Raw genomic sequence first — 19,713 nt, 5'->3', positions numbered from 1 at the left:
TGGCGGGGTCTTCGCATTTCAGGGGTGTCTTGGGCGGGTCTGTGGCTTTGCGGGGACACAGTTGACACCTCCGGGGAAGCAGCGAAGAGGCGTCCCGGCTTCTAGACTCAAGGTGGCCCCCGATCCCCCTGCCCTGCCCCGCCTCCCGTCATGCCCTTCTACCGTGAAGGCCCCTCCCCTCAGAGGATTGCGCACACACATGAACAGTTCGGAAGCCGACCCCGGCCGCATCCTGGCCAACCGGTACCGCCTGGACGAGGTCATCGGTGCGGGCGGTATGGGTCGCGTCTGGAAGGGAACGGACACCCTGCTGGACCGGCCGGTCGCGGTCAAGGAGCTGACCACTCCGCCCAACCTCCCGCCACACGAGGTCGAGGTACTGCGCACCCGCATGCTCCGCGAGGCCCGCAGCGCCGCCCAGCTCAGCCACCCGGCCATCATCACCGTGTTCGACGTGGCCGAGGAGGACGGCCGTCCGTGGATCGTTATGGAGCTCGTGCAGGGGCCCTCCTTGGGCGACCTCGTGCGCGACCACGGTGCGGTCCCCGTGCGGCGTGCCGCACACATCGGCGAGCAGATGGCCGCCGCCCTGGGTGAGGCGCACAAGCACGGCATCGTGCACCGCGACATCAAGCCGGGCAACGTGCTCATCGCCGGGAACGACCGGGCCGTCCTCACCGACTTCGGTATCGCCCACCTGGACGGTTCCACGCACCTGACCAGCACCGGGCTGCTCATCGGCTCACCGAGCTACCTCGCGCCGGAGGTCGCCCACGGCCGCTCGGCCACGGCCGCCTCGGACATGTGGGCGCTCGGTATCACCCTCTACCAAGCAGTCGAGGGCACGCTTCCCTTCGACCGGCCCACACCGATGGCCACCCTGACCGCCATCGTCACCCAGGACCTGCCGGAGACCCCCAACGCGGGCCCGCTCCGCCCCGTCCTGGAGGCACTGACCGAGAAGCGCCCCGAGGACCGGCCCACGACCGAAGAGGTGCGCAGCCTCCTGACCGGGATCCGCGACTCCGCGGGCTCGGCGGCCGCCACCGCGGTGTCGCCCGCGCTCCCAGCCACGGAATCCGCGCCGGAGCCGACCGGGACCGAAGACGCACCGGACTGGAACGCCGTCAGTTCCGAGGGGACGGTGGCCCGGGCGGTCAGCGGTGCCGAGCCCGCCCCGGCTGAGGACGCACCCGCGGAGTCGGCCGGGGCCGTGCCCGGCGCGCCGCCTTCCGCGGAGGGGCCGCGGCACACCCGCGGATCCGGTGCCGGGAAGCGGACGCTCGTGGTCGCCGCCGCAGCGCTGGTCCTGCTGGTGGGGGCCGCGGCCACCACCCTGTTCGTCAGCATGAACCGCCCGGGCGACGACCCCGACACCGGCTTGGCCGGTTCGAGCGAGGAACAGTCGGCCGACGACACCGCCGACGAGGACGAGGCCGCGGCCGCGGCCGGGGGCGACGACGAGGACGGTGCTGCGGACGAAGCCGATGAGGAGCCGGAGGAGGAAGAGGACGACGAGTGGGACTTCCTCGACCTCTACGAGGACGACAGCGGCTACTCCTTGGATGTCCCCGAGGACTGGGAGGTCGACCCCGAGGGTGACATGGTCTACTTCCGCAACCCCGACGGCGGCTACCTGCTGGTCGACCGGACCGACAACCCGAACGAGGACGCCGGGGACGACTGGCGCGACTTCGAGCCCGTCGGCAGCCAGAACTTCGGCGGCTACTCGCTGATCGGGATCGAGGACGTGGACTCCGGCTGGGCCGACGACTACGTCAGCGCGGCGGACTGGGAGTTCACCTTCGACGGCAGCGACGGCGAGATGCACGCGATCAACCGCGGCTTCCACACCGAGGACATCGGGTACGCGCTGTTCCTGGTGAGCGGTGAGCCTCAGGGCGTCAACCACGCCCTGCTGGACCGGATCGCCGAATCCTTCGAGCCTGCGGACTGAGGCGCCGGACCGGGCGCGCCGAGGACAGGGCGGGGCCTGAGGGACGGTCGGACCCGGCGGGCCGGGCGCGTTAGATCTGGCCCTCGTCGAGGAGGTCCGCGTCGTGCACCAGCAGGGCGATCTGCACCCGGTTGTTCAGGTCGAGTTTGGTGAGGATGCTGGAGACGTGCGTCTTCACGGTCGGAACGCTGAGGAAGAGCCGCGCGGCGATGTCCGCGTTGGACCGGCCCTCGCCGACGGCGATCGCGACCTCCGTCTCCCGGGCGTTGAGCACGGACAGGCGGTCGCGGGCCCGGCCCGCCCGGTCACTGTGGTCGTCGTGGGCCACTCGCTGCATCAACCGCCGGGTGACTTGGGGGGAGAGCACGGGGAAGCCCCGGTCGACCCGCCGGACCGACTCCACGATCTCCTCCGGCGGCGTGTCCTTGAGGAGGAATCCGGCCGCACCGGCCCGCAGCGCACGGAGCACGTGCTCGTCGGCGTCGAAGGTGGTGAGCACCAGGACCTCCGGCGGATCGGGCAGGGACCGCAACTGCTCGGTGGCGGTCAGGCCGTCCACGGTGGGCATACGGATGTCCATCAGGACCACGTCGGGCGCGTGCCGTTCGACCAGCGCCCGAACCTCGCCGCCGTCCTCCGCTTCGGCCAGGACGTTCACGTCCGGGGCGCCGCCCAGCATCATCACCAGCCCGACCCGCACCAGTGCGTCGTCGTCGACGATCACCACACCGACCCGCCGACCGCTCTCCCGCGCCGCTTCGCTCATGAGGGCCACGGTAGCCACGCGGCGAGGTGCCAGCCACCATCGGCGGTCGGACCGTAGTCCAGGCGGCCGGACGTGAGGGAGATCCGCTCGGCGAGGCCGACCAGGCCCTGACCGTCCCCCGAACCGCAGGAGGGTGCCACCGCGGGCTCCCTGGGTGGTCCGTTGCGCACGGCGACGGTCAGCCCTTCGCCCGGGGACCCGGAGGTCCGCACGGACGTGTGGGCGCCCGGTGCGTGCTTGCGGGCGTTGGTGAGCGCCTCCTGGACGATACGGTAGGCGGTACGCCCGGTCCGCTCGGGAACGGTCCCTGTGTGCTCCTCGACGAACTCCAGCCCCGCCCCCGCATCGCCCGCCTCCGCAACGAGCTGGGCCAGGTCGGCCATGGTCGGCTGAGGCAGTTCGCCCACGGGCGCGCGCAGCACCCCGATCACCTCGCGCAGGTCCTGGAGCGCTTGGTGGGCGCTCTCCCGGATCACCTTCGCGGACCTGCCGACCTCCTCGGCGGAGGCGTCCGGACGGTACTCAAGGGCACCCGCGTGCACGCTGAGCAGCGACAGCCGGTGCCCGAGGACGTCGTGGATCTCCCGGGCGATGGACTCGCGTACGTGATGCTGGGCGTGTTCGGCGCGCAGCTGGGCCTCGGTCTCCGCGTGGACGGCCCGTTCCCTGAGTGACTCGAACAACTGCCGCCGGTGCTGGACCGACAGCCCCCATCCGGCGACCGCTCCCTGGAAGACCGCGCTCAGCAGGAACATCACGAGGAACGGTGCGCCCGGCTCGGGGTGGAGGGTGACGTTGATGTAGGAGGCCAGGATGCTCAGGGCCAGTACCGACAGCCCCACCTTGGGCGGCCGGTGCACTGCCAGCGAGAACAGCGCGACGAGCATCGCCCCGCCCACCAGGGTGAAGAAAGCGGAGAGCAGTACCAGGGCCACCGCGATCTGGACCGGCCACCGGCGCCGCCACCACAGGGCCAGGCAGCCGCTGAGCGCTACCAGCTGGTCGGCGGCGGTGAACAGCTCCGGTTGCGGCGGAGCCGCCGGATGGCCGGGGACGGTTGCCGAGCCGACTACTCCGAAGCCGATCGCGATCAGGAACATCGCCGTGTCCACGGCCCAATCGCGCGCGTTGCGCCGGTGCTTCTCGGGGCGCGTGGACGTGTTGTTCATCGCTCGGAGTCTATGATCCGGCAACGGCCGCGAGGAGCCCTCGGGAGCAGGCGCGGTACCAAGGAAGGGAGATTCGCTACTTTGGTTGTCTGTGCCGTTCCGGTGCCGCGACTGAGGATTGTCGGCGGCCGGTACGCCGTTTCGCACCAGTTCCGTGTGCGGGAGTGGGTACCGTCAGCAGGCGGAGCACCCGCGCGTGAACTTGGGAGACCACCCGATGAGCACTCTGGTCACCGGCGCCACCGGACAGGTGGGTCGGCGTGTCCTGACCGAACTCCGCAGACGCGGTCTGCCCGCCGCGGGTGCCTCCAGGGAGGGTGAGGTGCGTCTGGACTGGACGGACACCACGAGCTGGGAACCGGCGTTGAAGGGTGTGGAGAGCCTCTTCGTGACGGTTCCGCTGGCCAGCGGGCTCACGGACCGGGCCGGGGCCTTCGTGGAGCGGGCGGCGGAAGCGGGGGTCCGGACCGCCGTGCTGGTCACCGCGATGGGCAGTGAGACCGGGCCGCCCGACTCCGAGCAGCGTGTGCTGGAACGCCGACTCAGGGAGTCGTTCGAGCGCTGGACCGTGGTCCGCCCCAACTGGTTGGACCAGGACTTCACCGAGGGCCTCTTCGCCCGCCTCGCACGCTCCCGGAACGGTCGTCTGGAACTGCCGGTCAAGAAGACCGCGGCGGTCAGCTTCGTGGACGCCAGAGACGTCACCAACACCGTCGTCGCGGCGCTCACCGAGGACGGGCACCACGGCCGCGAGTACACGCTCACCGGACCCACCGCCGTCACCTTCCGCGAGGTCGTACGGGAGACGAAGGGGACGGACAGCCCCGTGTGGCGGTTCAAGAAGCTGGACGAGGCCGGTTTCTACTTCCGCGCCACCAACATGGGCTGGCCGGACCGGTACGTGGACACCCTCAACGAGCGCTTCCGTGCGATCGCCAACGGACAGGCCGCCATGGTCACCGACGACGTCCGCCGGGCCCTGGGCCGCGACGCCGTCCCGATGGCCAAGTTCCTCCGTGAGGCCGTGGTCTGACAGGCCGGAGCGCCGAACGCCCGCTCCCGGGAGCGGGCGTTCGGCGGTGCCGGAACCCTGACTCGGGCCCGGGGGCTCGGGACCGGGTCCCCGGACTCAGAGCTACTTCTTGAGGAGCTGGCGGGCCATCACCATGCGCTGGACCTGGTTCGTACCTTCATAGATCTGCGTGATCTTGGCGTCGCGCATCATGCGCTCCAGCGGGAAGTCCTTCACGTACCCGGCGCCGCCCAGGAGCTGCACGGCGTCGGTGGTGATCTCCATGGCGGCGTCCGAGGCGTAGCACTTGGCCGCGGCACCGTAGAAGGCCAGGTCGTCGTCGCCCCGCTCGGACTTGGCGGCGGCGACGTAGACCATCTGGCGGGCGGTCTCCAGATTCATTGCCATGTCGGCGAGCATGAACTGGATGCCCTGGAAGTCGGCGACGGCCTTGCCGAACTGCTTGCGCTCCTTGACGTAGGCCACGGCGTGGTCCAGGGCGCCCTGGGCGATGCCGACGGCCTGCGCGCCGATCGTGACCCGGGTGTGGTCCAGGGTGCGCAGCGCGATCTTGAGGCCCTCGCCCGGTGAGCCGACCATGCGGTCACCTGGAATGAGGACGTCGTCGAAGAACAGCTCCCGTGTGGGGGAGCCCTTGATGCCGAGCTTGCGCTCCGGCTCGCCGAGGGTGAAGCCGGGGTCGTCGGCGTGCACGACGAAGGCCGAGATGTTGCCGCCGCGCTTGCCGTCGGGGTCGGTCACCGCGAGGACGGTGTAGTAGTCGCTGACCCCCGCGTTGGTGATCCAGGACTTCTGGCCGTTGAGGACCCAGTCGTCGCCCTTGGGGGTGGCCAGGCTGCGCATGGCGGCGGTGTCGGAACCGGCCTCGCGCTCGGACAGGCCGTAGGAGAACATCGACTCGCCGCGCGCCACGGGGGTCAGGTAGCGCTGCTTGACCTCCTCGGACGCGCCGAGGATCAGCGGCATGGTGCCGAGCTTGTTGACCGCGGGGATGAGGGACGAGGAGGCGCACACGCGGGCGACCTCTTCGATGATGATGCAGGTGGCCAGCGCGTCGGCGCCCATGCCCTCGTAGTCCTCGGAGATGTGCGCGGCGTGGAACTCCGTGGCGCGCAGCGCGTCGAGGGCGTTCTGGGGGAACTCCGACTTCTCGTCCACCTCAGCGGCGTGCGGGGCGATCTTGTCCTCGGAGACCGCGCGGACGGCCTCGCGCAGTTCCTCGTGGTCCTCGTTGGTCTTGAACAGGTTGAAGTCGCTCATGTTCTTCCCTCCCCGAGGAAGCGCACGATCCCCGGTGACTGGCACTAGGTGCCGCTGCTTGGCATTCAGTGTCAGGGTAGGGGGTGAACGGTGAGAAGTACACCAACGGGGCCGATACGTTCACGGGGGACACCGGTCATTCGGCGGGGAAAGAGGCGACTATGGGCGCAACGGGTGAGCGTGCCGCGCGGGGCGGCCAGCCGCGCACCGAGACCCGCGACGTGGTTCTGGCCGCGGTGCGGCTGTTCACCGATGCGGGCTATGAGGCCACCACGATGGAGGGCATCGCCACCGCGACCGGGGTGAGCCGTAGGAGCCTCTTCCGCCGGTTCGGCTCCAAGGAGGACATCCTCTTCGCTGAGCACGACGAGCTGTTCGAGACGGTCGTGCGGTTCATGGAAGCCTCCCCGGACGACCCGATGACCACCGTGGTGGCCGCCGCGCGCCTGGTGTTCCAGGGATACGTCCGAGACCCCGACATCACCGTGCCCCGGTACCGGCTGGTGCGCGCCCACGATCGGCTGCGGGACCGGGAGGTGGCGATGACGGCGAGGTACCAAGCGGCGTTCAGCCACTACCTGGCCCAGCGGGCGGGCGGTGAGCGGGCGTCCCTGGAGGCCGAGGTGATCGCGGCGGCCGTCATCGCAGCGCACAACCACGTCTTGCGCGCTTGGCTGCGGGAGCCGGAGGAAGGTCGCGTCTGGGCTCGCCTCGACGAGGCGATGGCCCGGGTGAGCGGCCTGGCGGCTCCGATGCTGGGCGGGGCGGGCCAGGAAAGGCCGACTGCTCAGGACGGCGCGGGTCCGCAGGGCGGCGCGGACGCGGAGGAGCGGGTTCTGGTGGCGGTCTACCCGCGGGGTCTGGCGACCTCGCAGCTCTTGCGACGTGTCTCCGAAGCGGTCGACCCGGAGCGGTAGGCCGCTCGGGAGCTGGTTCGTGTCGGTTCGGTCCGGCTCGGGTGTGTCGGCGTCCTGACGGCGGGGTTGACTACATAGAGTAACTTTTATGCGATATCGGGTACGAGGGGTAGTTGGTGGACTGTGGGTCGGGCTGACCGCCGGGGCACTGGTCGCGGTCGGCGGCACGCAGGCGGCGGCCGAACAGGCCACCCGGACTCTGACCCACGGTGACGGTGCCGCCCACACGTTCACGGTGGGGTCGTCGTGCAAGGTGGCGGTCACCGCGCAGGGCTCCGACGGAGCCGACGGGGACCACGCGGACGGGGAGCTGGGCTGGGGCGGTGTGGGGACCCGGGTCAGCGCGACGGTGGACGTGCCCTCGGGCGCGGTCGTCACCGTGGACCTCGCCGGGGTCGCGTCGGCCCCCGAGGGTGCCTACGGCGCTGCCGGGCGCGGCGGCGGTGACGGCGGCTCCAGCGGCGGCCTCAGCGGGGGAGGTGGCGGCGGGGCCACCAAGGTTCTCCTCGACGGCGAACCCGTGGTGATCGCCGCGGGCGGGGGCGGCGGCGGGGGAGCCGGCGCCGACGAGGAGGGGTATCCGCCCTCCGGCGCCGGGGGCGCGGGCGGCGAGAACGGTCAGGACGGACGGGCCGACGGCGGCGAGCTCTCCGGCGCTGGCGGCGGGGGAGCGACGACGGTGCTTCCCGGGGCGGGCGGTGCCGGCGGCCCCGAAGGCGGCGCGCACGGCACGGACGGGGACGGCGGCCGCGGCGGCGACGGGGCCGCGGGCCAGGACCGGGACTCGGGAGCTCGTACCGATGGTTCGGCGGGTGGCGGAGGCGGCGGCCTGTACGGGGGCGGTGGCGGCGGGAGCGGGAGCGCCGCGGAGGTCGACGGAGCGGGCGGCGGTGGCGGCGGTTCCAGCCTCGCCCCCGAGGGTGCTCACTTCGAGCGGGTCTCTGCCAAGGAGGGGTCGGTCTCGCTGTCCTACGACGCGGACGACTGCGCGGCCTCGCCCTTGGAGGCCGTTCCCGGAGAGCTCGCCGCCACCGCGCCGGGCCCGGGCACCCGGTGGTCGCTGTGGGCCGGGCTCGCGCTGACCGCGCTGGGGGCCGCCACCGTAGCTCTCGCGAGCAAGCGGCCCGCCCGGGGCTGAAGCACCCTTGCCACCCCCTTCCCGGACGTCCTGCGCACGCTCACGCGAGCGTAGGCTGGACAGGGCCGGAAAACGGGGCATCACACGAGGCGGGGCGGACGACGGAAATGAGCGTGGACACGGCGGGCGCGACCAAGCAGGAGTCAGAGGTCGCACATGAGGCGGAGCGCCGACGGACCTTCGCGGTCATCTCCCACCCGGACGCCGGTAAGTCGACGCTGACCGAGGCCCTGGCACTGCACGCGGCAGCCATCTCCTCCGCGGGTGCGGTGCACGGCAAGGGCGACCGCAGGGGTGTCACCTCGGACTGGATGGACATGGAGCAGGACCGGGGGATCTCCATCACGTCGGCCGCGCTGCGGATCGACTACGACACCCGCGTCCTCAACCTGGTGGACACCCCCGGCCACGCCGACTTCTCCGAGGACACCTACCGGGTGCTTTCGGCCGTCGACTGCGCGATCATGCTGCTGGACTCGGCCAAGGGCCTCGAGCCGCAGACCCTCAAGCTCTTCGACGTGTGCCGGGCGCGCAAGATGCCCGTCATCACGTTCGTCAACAAGTGGGACCGGCCCGGCCGCGAGCCCCTGGAGCTCCTCGACGAGATCGAGCAGCGTATCGGCCTGCGCCCCACCCCGCTCAACTGGCCGGTGGGTATCGCGGGCGACTTCCGCGGCCTCGTCGACCGCACCGACGGCACGTACACCAAGATGACCCGGACGCCCGGCGGTGCCCAGAAGGCGATCGAGGAGGTCCTGGACCCCGACCGGGCCGCTGAGGTCGAGCTGGACGCCTGGACCCAGTCCCAGGAGGAGATCGAGCTGCTGGAGGCGCTGGGCGCGGACTTCGACCACGAGTCCTTCATGGCCGGCGAGTCCTCCCCGGTGCTGTTCGGCGCCGCGCTGTCCAACTTCGGGGTGGGGCAGCTCCTGGACACCGTCGTGGGCCTGGCGCCGGCACCGTCGGCCAAGGTCGACGACAAGGAGAGGCCGCGTCCCGTGGAGCAGCCGTTCTCCGGCCAGGTCTTCAAGATGCAGGCCAACATGGACAAGAACCACCGGGACCGGATGGCGTTCGTGCGGGTCAGCTCGGGCCGGTTCGACCGGGGCATGGTCCTCACCCACGCGTCCACCGGCCGCCCCTTCGCCACGAAGTACACCCAGGCGGTGTTCGGCTCGGACCGCTCCACCATCGACACGGCCTACCCGGGTGACGTGATCGCCCTGGTGAACGCGCACGCGCTGGCCGTGGGGGACACCCTCTTCGATGGCCCCAAGGTCTCCTTCCCGCCGATCCCCAGCTTCGCGCCCGAGCACTTCGTGGTCGCTCGGGCCGTGGACGCGGGCAAGTACAAGCAGTTCCAGCGCGGGATCGCCCAGCTCGACGCCGAGGGCGTGGTTCAGGTGCTCACCTCCGACGTGCGCGGGGAGCAGGCCCCGGTGCTGGCCGCGGTCGGGCCCCTGCAGTTCGACGTGGTCAGGCACCGCATGGAGCAGGAGTTCCGCAGCCCGATCGAGGCCTCCCCGCTGGAGTACTCGGTGGCGCGCCGGACCGACGAGGAGTCCGCGCCGGCCCTGCACGCGCTGTCCGGCGCCGAGGTGCTCCGCCGCCGCTCGGACGGGGAGCTCCTGGTGCTCGTGCACAACAAGTGGCGCTTGCGGGTCATCGAGCGGGACCACCCGTCGCTGTTCATGGAAGCTCTGCTCGCCGGGGGCGTGGACGAGAGCGCCTAGGGAGAGTCCGGGCGGCCGAGGGCGCCTGGACACTTCTGTCGCTGAGGCTGTTCCGGCGTGTGGCCGGCTTTTCCGGCCGAGCATGTCTACACCGTTTACCCCCGGTTGTTAAAGGTGACCGTTGGTCAACTCGTGTCCTCCTCTCCTAGCCCATTGGCGTGCGGGTTCGGGGTGCCGACGGGAATTCTCGGACAGAGGTCGGGTGACCTGTGCGGGGGTGTGTGAACTCGCGTGCCCGGGGCACATACTCAGGTCCCTGGGCGGGTGCCGACAGGCCCGCTCCGGGGCGCCCGGGATTGCCGGGGGCACGGCAGAGGCCAAGATCACCGAGCTGGGGGCACCCCGCGTCAGCCCCCGTGATCAGGGCGAAGGTACCCTGAGAGCAGGCCACTAGGGCGCGTTCGAACACCTGGACGCACCGAGTTCTGTTCGAGTATGTCCGGATCTGTGAAGGACGGCACGAGTGGGTAGGTGCGGCCGGGTTCCGGGGTGTCCAGGGGACCGGTTCAGGAGGCGAGGGGCGAGGGCGGGAGAACCCCCGTCGCCGCCCGTGTCGCCTCAGGGCGATCACGGCGTTAACGATGGTCAGCAAAGTTTGCAAATCTTCACCGAGCGGTAATTCTGATGGCGTCTGGGTATGTGTTGCATGTCACCTGTTCGTGAATCGGTGAAACTTATATGATTTTGCTTAACCGTTGTTTAACAAAACAGAACAATAACGAGTGAATGAAGAACGCGGCGGCGGACCGCCCCGCGTTGGACGCACCTCACGTATCCCCCGCCTGGAAAGGTTGACCTCGGGCATGAGCGATGACAAAGAGCGCACGGTGGAGCTCCACTACGAGGGCGGCGTGCTGAAGCTGCCGGTTTTCACCGGTACCGAGGGTGAGAGCACCATCGAGCTGAAGACCCTGCTGGGGTCGACCGGTATGACCACCCTGGACCCCGGGTTCGGCAATACCGCTTCGTGTAGCTCGAAGATCACCTACATCGACGGGGCCGCCGGGATCCTGCGTTACCGCGGGTACCCGATCGAGGACCTCGCGGTGAACGCCACTTTCCTCGAGGTTGCCTACCTCGTGATCTACGGTGAGCTGCCCGAGCCCGGCCAGCTCAAGGAGTTCTCGGACAAGCTGCGCGACAACTCCGACATCCCGGCCGACATGCGCGCGTTCATCGATGCGATGCCGCGCAACGGCCACCCCATGGCTCTGATGGCCAGCGCCGTGAACACCCTCGCCGCGTACTACGAAGACAGCGTGGACCCGGCTGACGGGGACCAGGTAGAGCTCGCCACGATCCGGCTGATGGCCAAGCTGCCGACGATCGCGGCCCGCATCTACCGCAACTCGATCGGCGAGGCGCCGATCGACGCGGACTCCTCGCTCGACTACGTCGACAACTTCATCCGGATGACCTTCGGGGACAAGGCGCCCACCGGCGAGCTCGGCGAGCTGTTCAACCAGGCCGTCGGCATGCTGCTCGTCCTGCACGCCGACCACGAGCTGAACTGCTCCACCGCCACTGTGCGCGTGGTCGGCTCCTCGCAGGCGGACATCTTCGCCAGCATCGCCTCCGGCATCAACGCCCTTTCCGGCCCGTCCCACGGCGGCGCCAACCAGGCCGTCCTGGAGATGCTCGAGGAGATCCGCGACAGCGGCATCTCCATCGAGGACTTCCTCGAGAAGGTCAAGGCCCGCGAGATGCGTCTCATGGGCTTCGGCCACCGGGTCTACAAGAACTTCGACCCGCGCAGCAAGGAGATCAAGGTTCTGGCCAGCCAGATCCTCGACCGGGACGACAACCCCGACGAGCTCTTCGCGCTCGCCCTCAAGCTCGAGGCCGCCGCGCTCCAGGACTCGTACTTCACCGAGCGCAAGCTCTACCCGAACGTCGACTTCTACACCGGCGTCATCTACCGCACCATGGGCTTCCCGACCAACATGTTCACCGTGTTGTTCGCTATCGGCCGCCTGCCCGGCTGGATCGCCCACTACCGCGAGCAGCTGCACGACCCGGCCTTCCGGATCGCGCGCCCGCGCCAGCACTACATCGGCTCCGAAGAGCGCCGTTACCCCGGCCAGGGCTAACAAACCACCGGAGTGCCTCGACCGCCCGCCCCGTCACCGACGAGGGCGGGCGTTCTTGTGTCCGGGGGCGGTTCGGGGAAGCCCGGCACAGGTGTAGAACCTCCCTTTCCTCGCCATTTGCCTACCTTCTGTCATCGGTATGCGACGTTGAGGGAAGTTGCAGAAGGCGGCCCCCGCTACGGGCGGGGCCGCACGAGGGAGGGGGCCTGACTATGGTCCGGTACGCGATGACCGGCGGCATGCTCGGTGAGCTGAGCCGGAGCTGGTGGCTTGTGGTCCTACGCGGTGGGTTCGTCGCCCTGCTTGGTCTGTTGGCGGTCCTGTGGGTCGGGATGCTGCCCGAAGGCACGCTGCTGATGACCCTGGCGGTCATGTTCGGGATCTTCACGCTCGTGGACGGGTTGGCCCTGGGTTGGACCGCCTCCAGGTCGGCCAAGGGAACCCGGACCCCCATGGTGGTCCAGGCGGTGCTCAGCGTTCTGCTCGGTGTTCTGGCGATCGCCGCGCCACTGGCCGTGGGGATCGCCGTTGTCTACGTGATCGGTGCGTGGGCCGTCGTCACCGGTATCGCCGAGATCGTCACCGCCGTGCGCCTGCGCGCGCGCATCAGCTCCGAGTGGCTGCTGATCTTCGTCGGTGCGCTCTCGATCATCTTCGGGCTCCTGCTGTGGTTCTGGCCGCTGGCGGGTGCCCAGGCCATCGCCCTCGTGGTCGGGATCTACGCGATCGTGTTCGGTGCGGTCATGGCCGTCGCGGGATTCCGGCTGCGCGGGGCCGCCGACGCCACCGCACGCGACGGCTCGGCGGCTGCCGCCGGTGAAGAGGGTCCCGCCGGTGATGAGTACGCCGACGACGAGTCCTCCACTGGCGAGTACGCCGGGTACGGTCACTCCGCTGAGGGCCAGGCCGGGGGAGAGTCCGGATCCGGTGAAACGGATGCGGACCGCGAGGTCAGCGCCTTCGACGAGGGCTACGCGGGCGGGTACTCCGACGGCTACCACGGTGACCCGAACGCCCCCGAGAGTTCCCAGGAGACCGGGGAGGACGAGCCCGCAGGCCCCAGAGTCGGCCGCCACCGGGCACCGAAGAACCGCCCCGACGACCACGGGGCGACGTAGCCTCCGCGCGACGACTGAGCGCGCGGAGGCTCAGCCTTCGCTGACGAGGAGGGGGCCGTGCCGGTCGACCTGGCTACCGGGTACGACCAGCGCGGCCTTCTCCTCTTGCCATGCCAGGAAGTGCGGCGACCGGCGGTGCGCGACCAAGGCGTCGGAGTCCGCGAACACCTCGTACACCCAGAAGGAGTCGGGGTCGTCCGGGTCGCCCACGACGTCGAACCGCAGGCAGCCGGGTTCGCCCCTGAGCGCGCTCGCGGCGTTGCGGGAGATGCCCCTGAGGAACACGTCACGGCGACCGGGGAGCGTCCGGACGGAGATGACCAGCGAAACGGGCACCATGGGGGAACCAGCTCTCTCTACGGGACGTGCCAAAACCCTTGGACGGGGTTCCAGGGTGTCGGCTAGCTTAAAGGCATGTACTTCCAGCAGCTGCTCTACGGCTAGTAGCCCGGCGTTCCCGACGCCTCCACGCGCCCTCCCCCAGGGGACCGGCGCCGCCCTGCCCTACCCGTAGACACCTTCTGGAGAAGTAACCGTGCACCGTCGCCTCCATATCGCCATGGTCGGCGTCCCCGCCGTGAGCCACGTCCTGCCCAGCCTGGAGATCATCCGCGAGCTGGTCGACCGGGGCCACCGCGTCACCTACGCCAACGACCCCGCCGGCCCCATCGGGGAGCTCATCGCCTCGACCGGAGCCGAGACCGTGCCGTTCACGACCACCCTGCCGACCGGGGACGAGGAGTGGGCGAACGACCCGATCGAGGGGATGGACATTTTCCTCGACGACGCGATCAGCTCTCTGCCCGTCCTGCGCGCGGCCTACGCCGACGACCGCCCCGACGTCTTCCTGTACGACATCGGCGGGTACTCCGCCCGGGTCCTCGGGATCAACTGGGGTATCCCCACCGTGCAGCTCTCCCCGTCCTACGTCGCCTATGCCGACTACTGGAATTCGGTCCTCGAGTGGCTGCGTGCGCAGCCAGGAGCCACGGAGCACTACGCCAAGTTCGACGCCTGGCTGAGCGAGAACGGGGTCACCGAGCTGGACCACACCGGTTTCGCCGGGGTTCCGGACCGTGCGCTGGCGATGATCCCGCGCGAGATGCAGCCGCAGGCGGACAGCGTCTCCGACGCGGTCACGTTCGTGGGCCCCTGCCTGGGCGGGCGCGACCACCAAGGCACCTGGTCAAGGCCCGCACACGCCGAGCGGGTTCTGCTCGTGTCCCTGGGATCGGCCTACACCAAGCAGCCCGGTTTCTACCGCGAGTGCGTGAAGGCCTTCGGAGAACTGCCCGGGTGGCACGTGGTGCTCCAGGTGGGCCAGCACGTGACCGCCGACGACGTGGGCGAGGTCCCCGACAGCGTCGAAGTGCGCTCCTGGGTCCCGCAGCTGGACATCCTGCGCCAGGCGGACGCCTTCGTCACCCACGCGGGGATGGGCGGCTCCAGCGAGGGCCTGTACACCGCCACACCGATGATCGCGGTGCCCCAGGCGGTCGACCAGTTCGACAACGCCGACCGGCTCCAGGAACTCGGAGTGGCCCGGCGGATCGACACCGGGGACGCCACGGCGGACACCCTGCGCACGGCCCTCCTCGAGCTCACCTCCGACCCGGAGGTGGCCGAGCGGCTGTCCGGGATCAGCGACCGGCTGCGGGCGAGCGGGACCGCGTACGCGGCCGACCTCGTCGAGGCGGAGGCAGCTAAGGAACGGGCCACCGAGTAGCCTCGCGGCCCGGGAAGAGGGGCCCGGCAGGGAGGAGCACCGTGGACCAACTCGTCATCGTCACCGGAGGGCCGGGATCGGGGAAGACGACCCTGGTGGAGTACCTGGCCGGGCTCGGCTACGGGCGCACGGTCGAGGCGGGGCGGTCGATCATCCGCGACCAGCGGACGATCGGCGGCCCCGGCCTGGCGTGGCGGGACGACACCCTGTTCGCCGAACTCATGCTCGCCTGGGACATGCGCTCACACCGGGAGGCCGCCGCGCACGAGGGGCTTGTCGTCTGCGACCGGGGCGTGCCGGACATGGTCGGCTACTTCCTGCTGCGCGGGCTGCCGGTCCCGGAGCACGTGTGGGAGGCGACCCGCCGATTCCGCTACCACCGCACGGCCTTCGTGGCCCCGCCCTGGCCGGAGATCTTCGAGGGGGACGCCGAACGGCACCAGTCGTCGGACGAGGCAGAGCGGACCTACGAGGCGATGTGCGAGGCCTACCCGGCCTGCGGGTACGAAATCGTCGCCCTGCCCCGGGTGCCGGTCGCCGAGCGGGCCCGGTTCCTCCTGGACACGGTGTCGGGCCGGGGGTCAAGCCTCCAGGCACATCCCCCTAGCGATCAGGAGGTCGCTCAGGATGTCGGTCCCCGTGGGCCCCATCCCCTGCAGTGACAGCAGATCGCTCTCGCTCACCCCGTCCAACTGCTCCAACCGCGTGTATCCGGCGCGGGCCAGGGCTCTTCGCGCGGGGGCGCCGATGCCGGGGAACTCTTCGTCTGCTTCGCTCATGCGTGTCTACCTACCCCAAGACAGGCTGTCCGATATGACGCTCGTGTTGCGGTTGTGGCCGCACGTGGCCGCACGTGGCCGTAAACCCCGAACTCCCTTGTGGTTCGCGTTGTGCCCGGCCACACTCGTGTCCTAGACCAAAAAGGAGCGTTTGGAGCGAGTCTTCTCGGCTGGGAGGGATCCGGTAGGTGGCGAGCGCGCCCAGGCACGGTATGCCGCCGATGAGTTGGGAGGGCATCGACCACGCGCTCAACCGCGTGCGGGGAGAGGCAGACCGCATCGCCCTCAATCTGGCTGACCTCGACCGGCACGTCGGATACCGCCTGCTCAAGGACGCCGACCTGGTCGGCGGGACCCGGAACCGCTGGGAGCGCGCGGCCGTCCACGTCCACAGGCTGTGGAAGACGCACGGAACCTTCCAGACCGTGGTCGACCGGGCCGCGATGGTGCGGGAGAGCAGTCGGGGCGACCCGCAGAGCGAACTCACTTTCCTGCTCATGGGCGAGTCCGTCACCCTCCCCCTGGAGGAGCTGCCCCTGCACGAGCGCGGCCTTCTCGACCCCGCCACCGAGCACATCACCCTGGCCGAGGCGATCGCGCGCATGTCCGCCGACTACGAGGAGGCCACGGAGGTCATCTCGGCGGCGGAGACCGCGTGGGACGCCCTCCACCCCAAGCTCGCCGAACTCGAGTCCATGTGGCAGGAGGTCGGAACCCTCTCCGACCTGGTCGAGCTGGACCTGGACGAGCACGAGGGCCTCCGCGAGCGATTGGCAGAGGTGGGCGAGACGGTACGCCGGGACCCGCTCTCGATGGTCACCGACACACGCGTCGACACCTCCCGCCTCGACCGTCTCAGAGCCCGCCTCGACCGCACCAGGGGCGAGCTCCGCGACGCGCTGCGCATGCGCGACTCCTACACCGAGAGCGTCGAACGCCTCATCTCGGCCATCGACGACGTCGAACAGGTCGTCCAGCGGGCCAAAGAGCTTCGGGCGCGGGTCCTGGCGAAGATCTCCGCGCCTGCCGCCGTGGACGTTCCCGACCCGGTGCCCGGCCTGCGGGCCGCGGTGGCCGAGATGGACGACCTGCGCTCCCGCAGTGACTGGCGGGGCCTGGGAGCGCGGCTGGGGCAGCTGCAGCACTCCGTCCACCAGTCCGGCGACGACGCGTACGAGCGGGAGCAGAACCTGTCGGGCCTCCTGCAGCGCCGTGCCGAACTCCGAGGGCGCCTGGACGCCTTCCGGGCCAGAGCGGTGCGCTTAGGGCTGGCCGAGGAAGAGCGATTGATCGAACTCCACGGGACCGCCCACTGGGAACTGTGGAACGCCCCCTGTGACCTGCGAGCGGCCACCATGGCGCTCTCCGCTTACCAGCGCACGCTCCAGGAACTTTCGAAAACCGAACCCCCGGAGGACAGAACCACACCGGGAAACGGAGCGTCAGACGGCGAGACTGATGGTGGTGTGAGCAGATGACCAAGTGCACTTCCCCCGGATGCCAGGGCCAGATCGAGGACGGCTTCTGCGTCGTGTGCGGCCTGGCCCCCGTTGACGTGCAACCCCCGGCCCCCCAGGGTCCCGGTGCGCCCTCCCAGCAGGGCGGACCGTCGGGTGCGCCGCCCGGCGCCCCGGCTTCGGGACCCCAACCCTCCTACGGCCCGAGACAGGGCCCGCCCGGACCCTCGGGTCCGCGCCCACCCGGACCGGCGCCCCAAGCCGCACCGGGGACCCCCGGCATGCCCCCGCAGGGCTCCGGGCCCCAGAACTCCTTCGGACCCTCCGGTCCTTCTGGCCCTTCGGGCAGTGGACCCGAACAGTGGCTGTCCTCCAACCCCTCCACACGGGATTCCGCGGGCAACGACATGTCCGTGCACTCCCACCCGATCAGCTCGGGCAACATCCGCCTCTCCGGACGATCCGGGCCGGGCAGCATCTCCGGGGTCGTCGGCAGCTCGCCCTCGGGGACGGGCCCCTCCGGGCGCGGTTCCAGCCGCGGCATGCTGGGCCTGGGCATGGTCCAGGTCCCGCTGGTCCCCGCCAAGGACCCGTCCGAGGCGATCATGACTAACCCGGTCGTGTCGGAGAAGAACCGCTTCTGCGGCAACTGCACCGAGAAGGTCGGCCGGTCCCGGGGCGAGCAGCCCGGGCGCACCGAGGGGTTCTGCCGCCAGTGCGGCACCCAGTTCTCCTTCACCCCCAAGCTGGTCAAAGGCGACGTCGTCGGCGGCCAGTACGAGGTGCTCGGCTGCCTGGCCCACGGCGGGCTCGGCTGGATCTACCTGGCCAGGGACCGCAACGTCAACGACCGCTGGGTGGTCCTCAAGGGCCTGCTCAACGCCGGTGACGCCGAGGCGCACAAGGCCGCCGCGGCGGAGCGGGCGTTCCTCTCCGAGGTCGAGCACCCCAACATCGTCAAGATCATCAACTTCTCCCAGCACCCAGATCCGCGCACCGGTATCCCCGGCGGGCACATCGTCATGGAGTACGTGGGGGGCAAGTCCCTCCGGGAGCTCCTCATCGGGGCCAGGGAGAACGGGACCGGCGAGGAGGTCCTCCCCCTCGAGCAGGTGATCGCCTACGGGCTGGAGTGCCTGCGCGCGCTCGGCTACCTGCACTCCAAGGGCCTGCTCTACTGCGACTTCAAACCGGACAACGTCATCCAGAGCGAGGAGCTGATCAAGCTCATCGACCTCGGCGGCGTCCGGCGTATGGACGACACGCTCAGCCCCGTGTACACGACCCCCGGATACCGGGTGCCCGAGGACGAGCTCCGCGGCCCCGGACCCACCGTGAGCGCCGACCTCTACTCCGTGGGCCGTGCCCTGGCCGTACTCAGCTTCCACTTCAGCTTCATGCGGAAGCACCCGCACAGCATCCCGCCCCGGCACGAGATCCCCCTGCTCCAGCGCTACGAGTCCTTCGACCGGTTCCTGCGCCGGGCCACCAACGTGGAGCCCGAAGCGCGCTTCCACGACGCCGGCGACATGGCGGATCAGCTGACCGGGGTACTGCGCGAAGTCATCTCCCAGATGGAGGGCACGCCGCACCCCGCGGCCTCCGCCCTCTTCGGCGGCGAGAGCTTCACGAGCGGTGCCGACACGGGTGCGCACAACGCGGACCGCATGCTCAGCCCGCCCTCGCCCACCGAAGCGGCCGCTCTGCTGCCCGCTCCGCTGATCGACCCGGCCGACCCTGCGGCGCAGCTCCTGCGCAGTTTCGCGGGCATGCCGCCCGCCGAACTCATCCCGACTCTGCGGGCGGCCCAGGCGCCGTCGCCGGAGACCTTGCTCATGCTCACCCGGGCGCTGATCACGGTCGGCCGACACGGCGAAGCCCTCGACGTGCTCCAGCAGTTCAGTACGGCGATCGCCGGTGACTGGCGCACCATGTGGTACCTGGCCGTCGCGGAGCTGAGCACGGGGCGTTTCAGGGAGGCGAGAGACCACTTCGACGAGCTCTACAGCCACCTTCCCGGCGAGGTCGCGCCCAAGCTCGGCCTGGCCATCGCCTGTGAGCGGATCGGAGAGCTCGAGACCGCGGCCCGCCAGTACGCGACGGTCTGGGCCGCCGACCACTCCTATGTCAGCGCGGCGTTCGGCCTGGCCCGGATCCGGCTGGCCCAGGGGGACCGGGCCGCGGCCATCCAGGTCCTGGACACGGTCCCCGAGCTGTCGAGCCTCTACGTTCACGCCCAGACCGCCCTGATCACCGCGCTCGCCCACGGATCCACCGACGGGTCCGACCTGGTGCGCGCCGGCGAGCGGCTTGGCCGGATCGGCCTGGACAGCGAGTCGGCCGACCGGCTGGCCGCCCGGGTCCTCGAGGCAGCGCTGGACTGGCTCCGGTCGGGAGGTACGCCGCCCAGCGGCCAGAGCCTCCTCGGCGTCGAGCTCACGGAGGCGGGTGTGCGCTCCAACCTGGAACGGCGCTACCGGTACCTGGCCCAGCGCGCCAGCCGGACCTCCGAGCGCTACGAGCTCATCGACAAGGCCAACTCGCTACGTCCAGTGACGCTGCTGTGAGGA

At 70.2% G+C, this 19,713-nt stretch carries 15 protein-coding genes; 11 read left to right on the top strand and 4 right to left on the bottom strand.

The window, feature by feature from the left end; genetic code table 11:
- Window positions 1–199 precede the first annotated feature (199 nt).
- On the top strand, window positions 200–1,957 hold the full coding sequence (locus tag ACYVDG_RS08195) for a serine/threonine-protein kinase (RefSeq protein ID WP_460747819.1): 1,758 nt from the start codon (window positions 200–202) through the stop codon (window positions 1,955–1,957).
- A gap of 70 nt (window positions 1,958–2,027) precedes the next feature.
- Here the strand turns inward: ACYVDG_RS08195 and ACYVDG_RS08190 are convergent, their stop codons facing one another.
- Both ACYVDG_RS08190 and ACYVDG_RS08185 read right to left on the bottom strand, forming a co-directional pair.
- A complete protein-coding gene (locus ACYVDG_RS08190; protein WP_460747818.1) occupies window positions 2,028–2,723 on the bottom strand; it encodes a response regulator transcription factor in 696 nt (231 codons plus the stop codon).
- Complete coding sequence (locus ACYVDG_RS08185) at window positions 2,720–3,892, bottom strand: sensor histidine kinase (protein ID WP_460747817.1); 1,173 nt, start codon at window positions 3,890–3,892, stop codon at window positions 2,720–2,722. The genes ACYVDG_RS08190 and ACYVDG_RS08185 overlap by 4 nt, the downstream gene beginning before the upstream one ends.
- Before the next feature lie 217 nt (window positions 3,893–4,109).
- Between ACYVDG_RS08185 and ACYVDG_RS08180 the strand changes: the two genes are divergently transcribed.
- On the top strand, window positions 4,110–4,925 hold the full coding sequence (locus ACYVDG_RS08180; protein WP_460747816.1) for an NAD(P)H-binding protein: 816 nt from the start codon (window positions 4,110–4,112) through the stop codon (window positions 4,923–4,925).
- Window positions 4,926–5,027: 102 nt separating this feature from the next.
- On the opposite strand, the gene ACYVDG_RS08175 is transcribed toward ACYVDG_RS08180, so the two are convergent.
- Window positions 5,028–6,185, bottom strand: a complete 1,158-nt coding sequence (locus tag ACYVDG_RS08175) for an acyl-CoA dehydrogenase family protein (RefSeq protein ID WP_460747815.1) — start codon at window positions 6,183–6,185, stop codon at window positions 5,028–5,030.
- A 161-nt stretch (window positions 6,186–6,346) separates the two neighbouring features.
- On the opposite strand from ACYVDG_RS08175, the gene ACYVDG_RS08170 reads away from it, so the two are divergent.
- The 5 genes from ACYVDG_RS08170 (at window position 6,347) to ACYVDG_RS08150 (ending at window position 13,181) form a co-directional block, all read left to right on the top strand.
- Window positions 6,347–7,102, top strand: a complete 756-nt coding sequence (locus ACYVDG_RS08170; RefSeq protein ID WP_460747814.1) for a TetR/AcrR family transcriptional regulator — start codon at window positions 6,347–6,349, stop codon at window positions 7,100–7,102.
- Between the two features lie 88 nt (window positions 7,103–7,190).
- The gene (locus tag ACYVDG_RS08165) at window positions 7,191–8,240 is read left to right on the top strand and encodes a hypothetical protein (protein WP_460747812.1); all 1,050 of its coding nucleotides are present in this window, start codon (window positions 7,191–7,193) and stop codon (window positions 8,238–8,240) included.
- A gap of 107 nt (window positions 8,241–8,347) precedes the next feature.
- A complete protein-coding gene (locus tag ACYVDG_RS08160) occupies window positions 8,348–9,973 on the top strand; it encodes a peptide chain release factor 3 (RefSeq protein ID WP_460747811.1) in 1,626 nt (541 codons plus the stop codon).
- An 803-nt stretch (window positions 9,974–10,776) separates the two neighbouring features.
- Window positions 10,777–12,063, top strand: coding sequence for a citrate synthase (locus ACYVDG_RS08155; RefSeq protein WP_460747810.1), 1,287 nt, complete (start codon window positions 10,777–10,779; stop codon window positions 12,061–12,063).
- A 212-nt stretch (window positions 12,064–12,275) separates the two neighbouring features.
- Window positions 12,276–13,181, top strand: a complete 906-nt coding sequence (locus ACYVDG_RS08150) for an HdeD family acid-resistance protein (RefSeq protein ID WP_460747808.1) — start codon at window positions 12,276–12,278, stop codon at window positions 13,179–13,181.
- Window positions 13,182–13,211: 30 nt separating this feature from the next.
- Here ACYVDG_RS08150 and ACYVDG_RS08145 read toward each other — a convergent pair whose 3' ends face one another.
- Entirely contained in the window at window positions 13,212–13,520 is a 309-nt protein-coding gene (locus ACYVDG_RS08145; protein WP_460747807.1) for a putative quinol monooxygenase, read from the bottom strand.
- 220 nt (window positions 13,521–13,740) lie between these two features.
- On the opposite strand from ACYVDG_RS08145, the gene ACYVDG_RS08140 reads away from it, so the two are divergent.
- The 4 genes from ACYVDG_RS08140 to ACYVDG_RS08125 all read left to right on the top strand — a co-directional run bounded on the left by ACYVDG_RS08140 (window position 13,741) and on the right by ACYVDG_RS08125 (window position 19,710).
- Window positions 13,741–14,907, top strand: coding sequence for a macrolide family glycosyltransferase (locus ACYVDG_RS08140; protein ID WP_460747952.1), 1,167 nt, complete (start codon window positions 13,741–13,743; stop codon window positions 14,905–14,907).
- Between the two features lie 41 nt (window positions 14,908–14,948).
- Window positions 14,949–15,569: an AAA family ATPase gene (locus ACYVDG_RS08135; protein WP_460747806.1), complete on the top strand. Its 621-nt coding sequence runs from the start codon at window positions 14,949–14,951 to the stop codon at window positions 15,567–15,569.
- 338 nt (window positions 15,570–15,907) lie between these two features.
- The gene (locus ACYVDG_RS08130) at window positions 15,908–17,164 is read left to right on the top strand and encodes a hypothetical protein (RefSeq protein WP_460747950.1); all 1,257 of its coding nucleotides are present in this window, start codon (window positions 15,908–15,910) and stop codon (window positions 17,162–17,164) included.
- Window positions 17,161–19,710 (top strand): tetratricopeptide repeat protein, encoded by a 2,550-nt coding sequence (locus ACYVDG_RS08125; protein WP_460747805.1) that lies wholly within the window; start codon window positions 17,161–17,163, stop codon window positions 19,708–19,710. The genes ACYVDG_RS08130 and ACYVDG_RS08125 overlap by 4 nt, the downstream gene beginning before the upstream one ends.
- Window positions 19,711–19,713: the final 3 nt, after the last annotated feature.

The sequence above is a fragment of the Nocardiopsis oceani genome (genome assembly GCF_054777395.1).
This window is presented reverse-complemented; position numbering and strand designations above follow the sequence as displayed.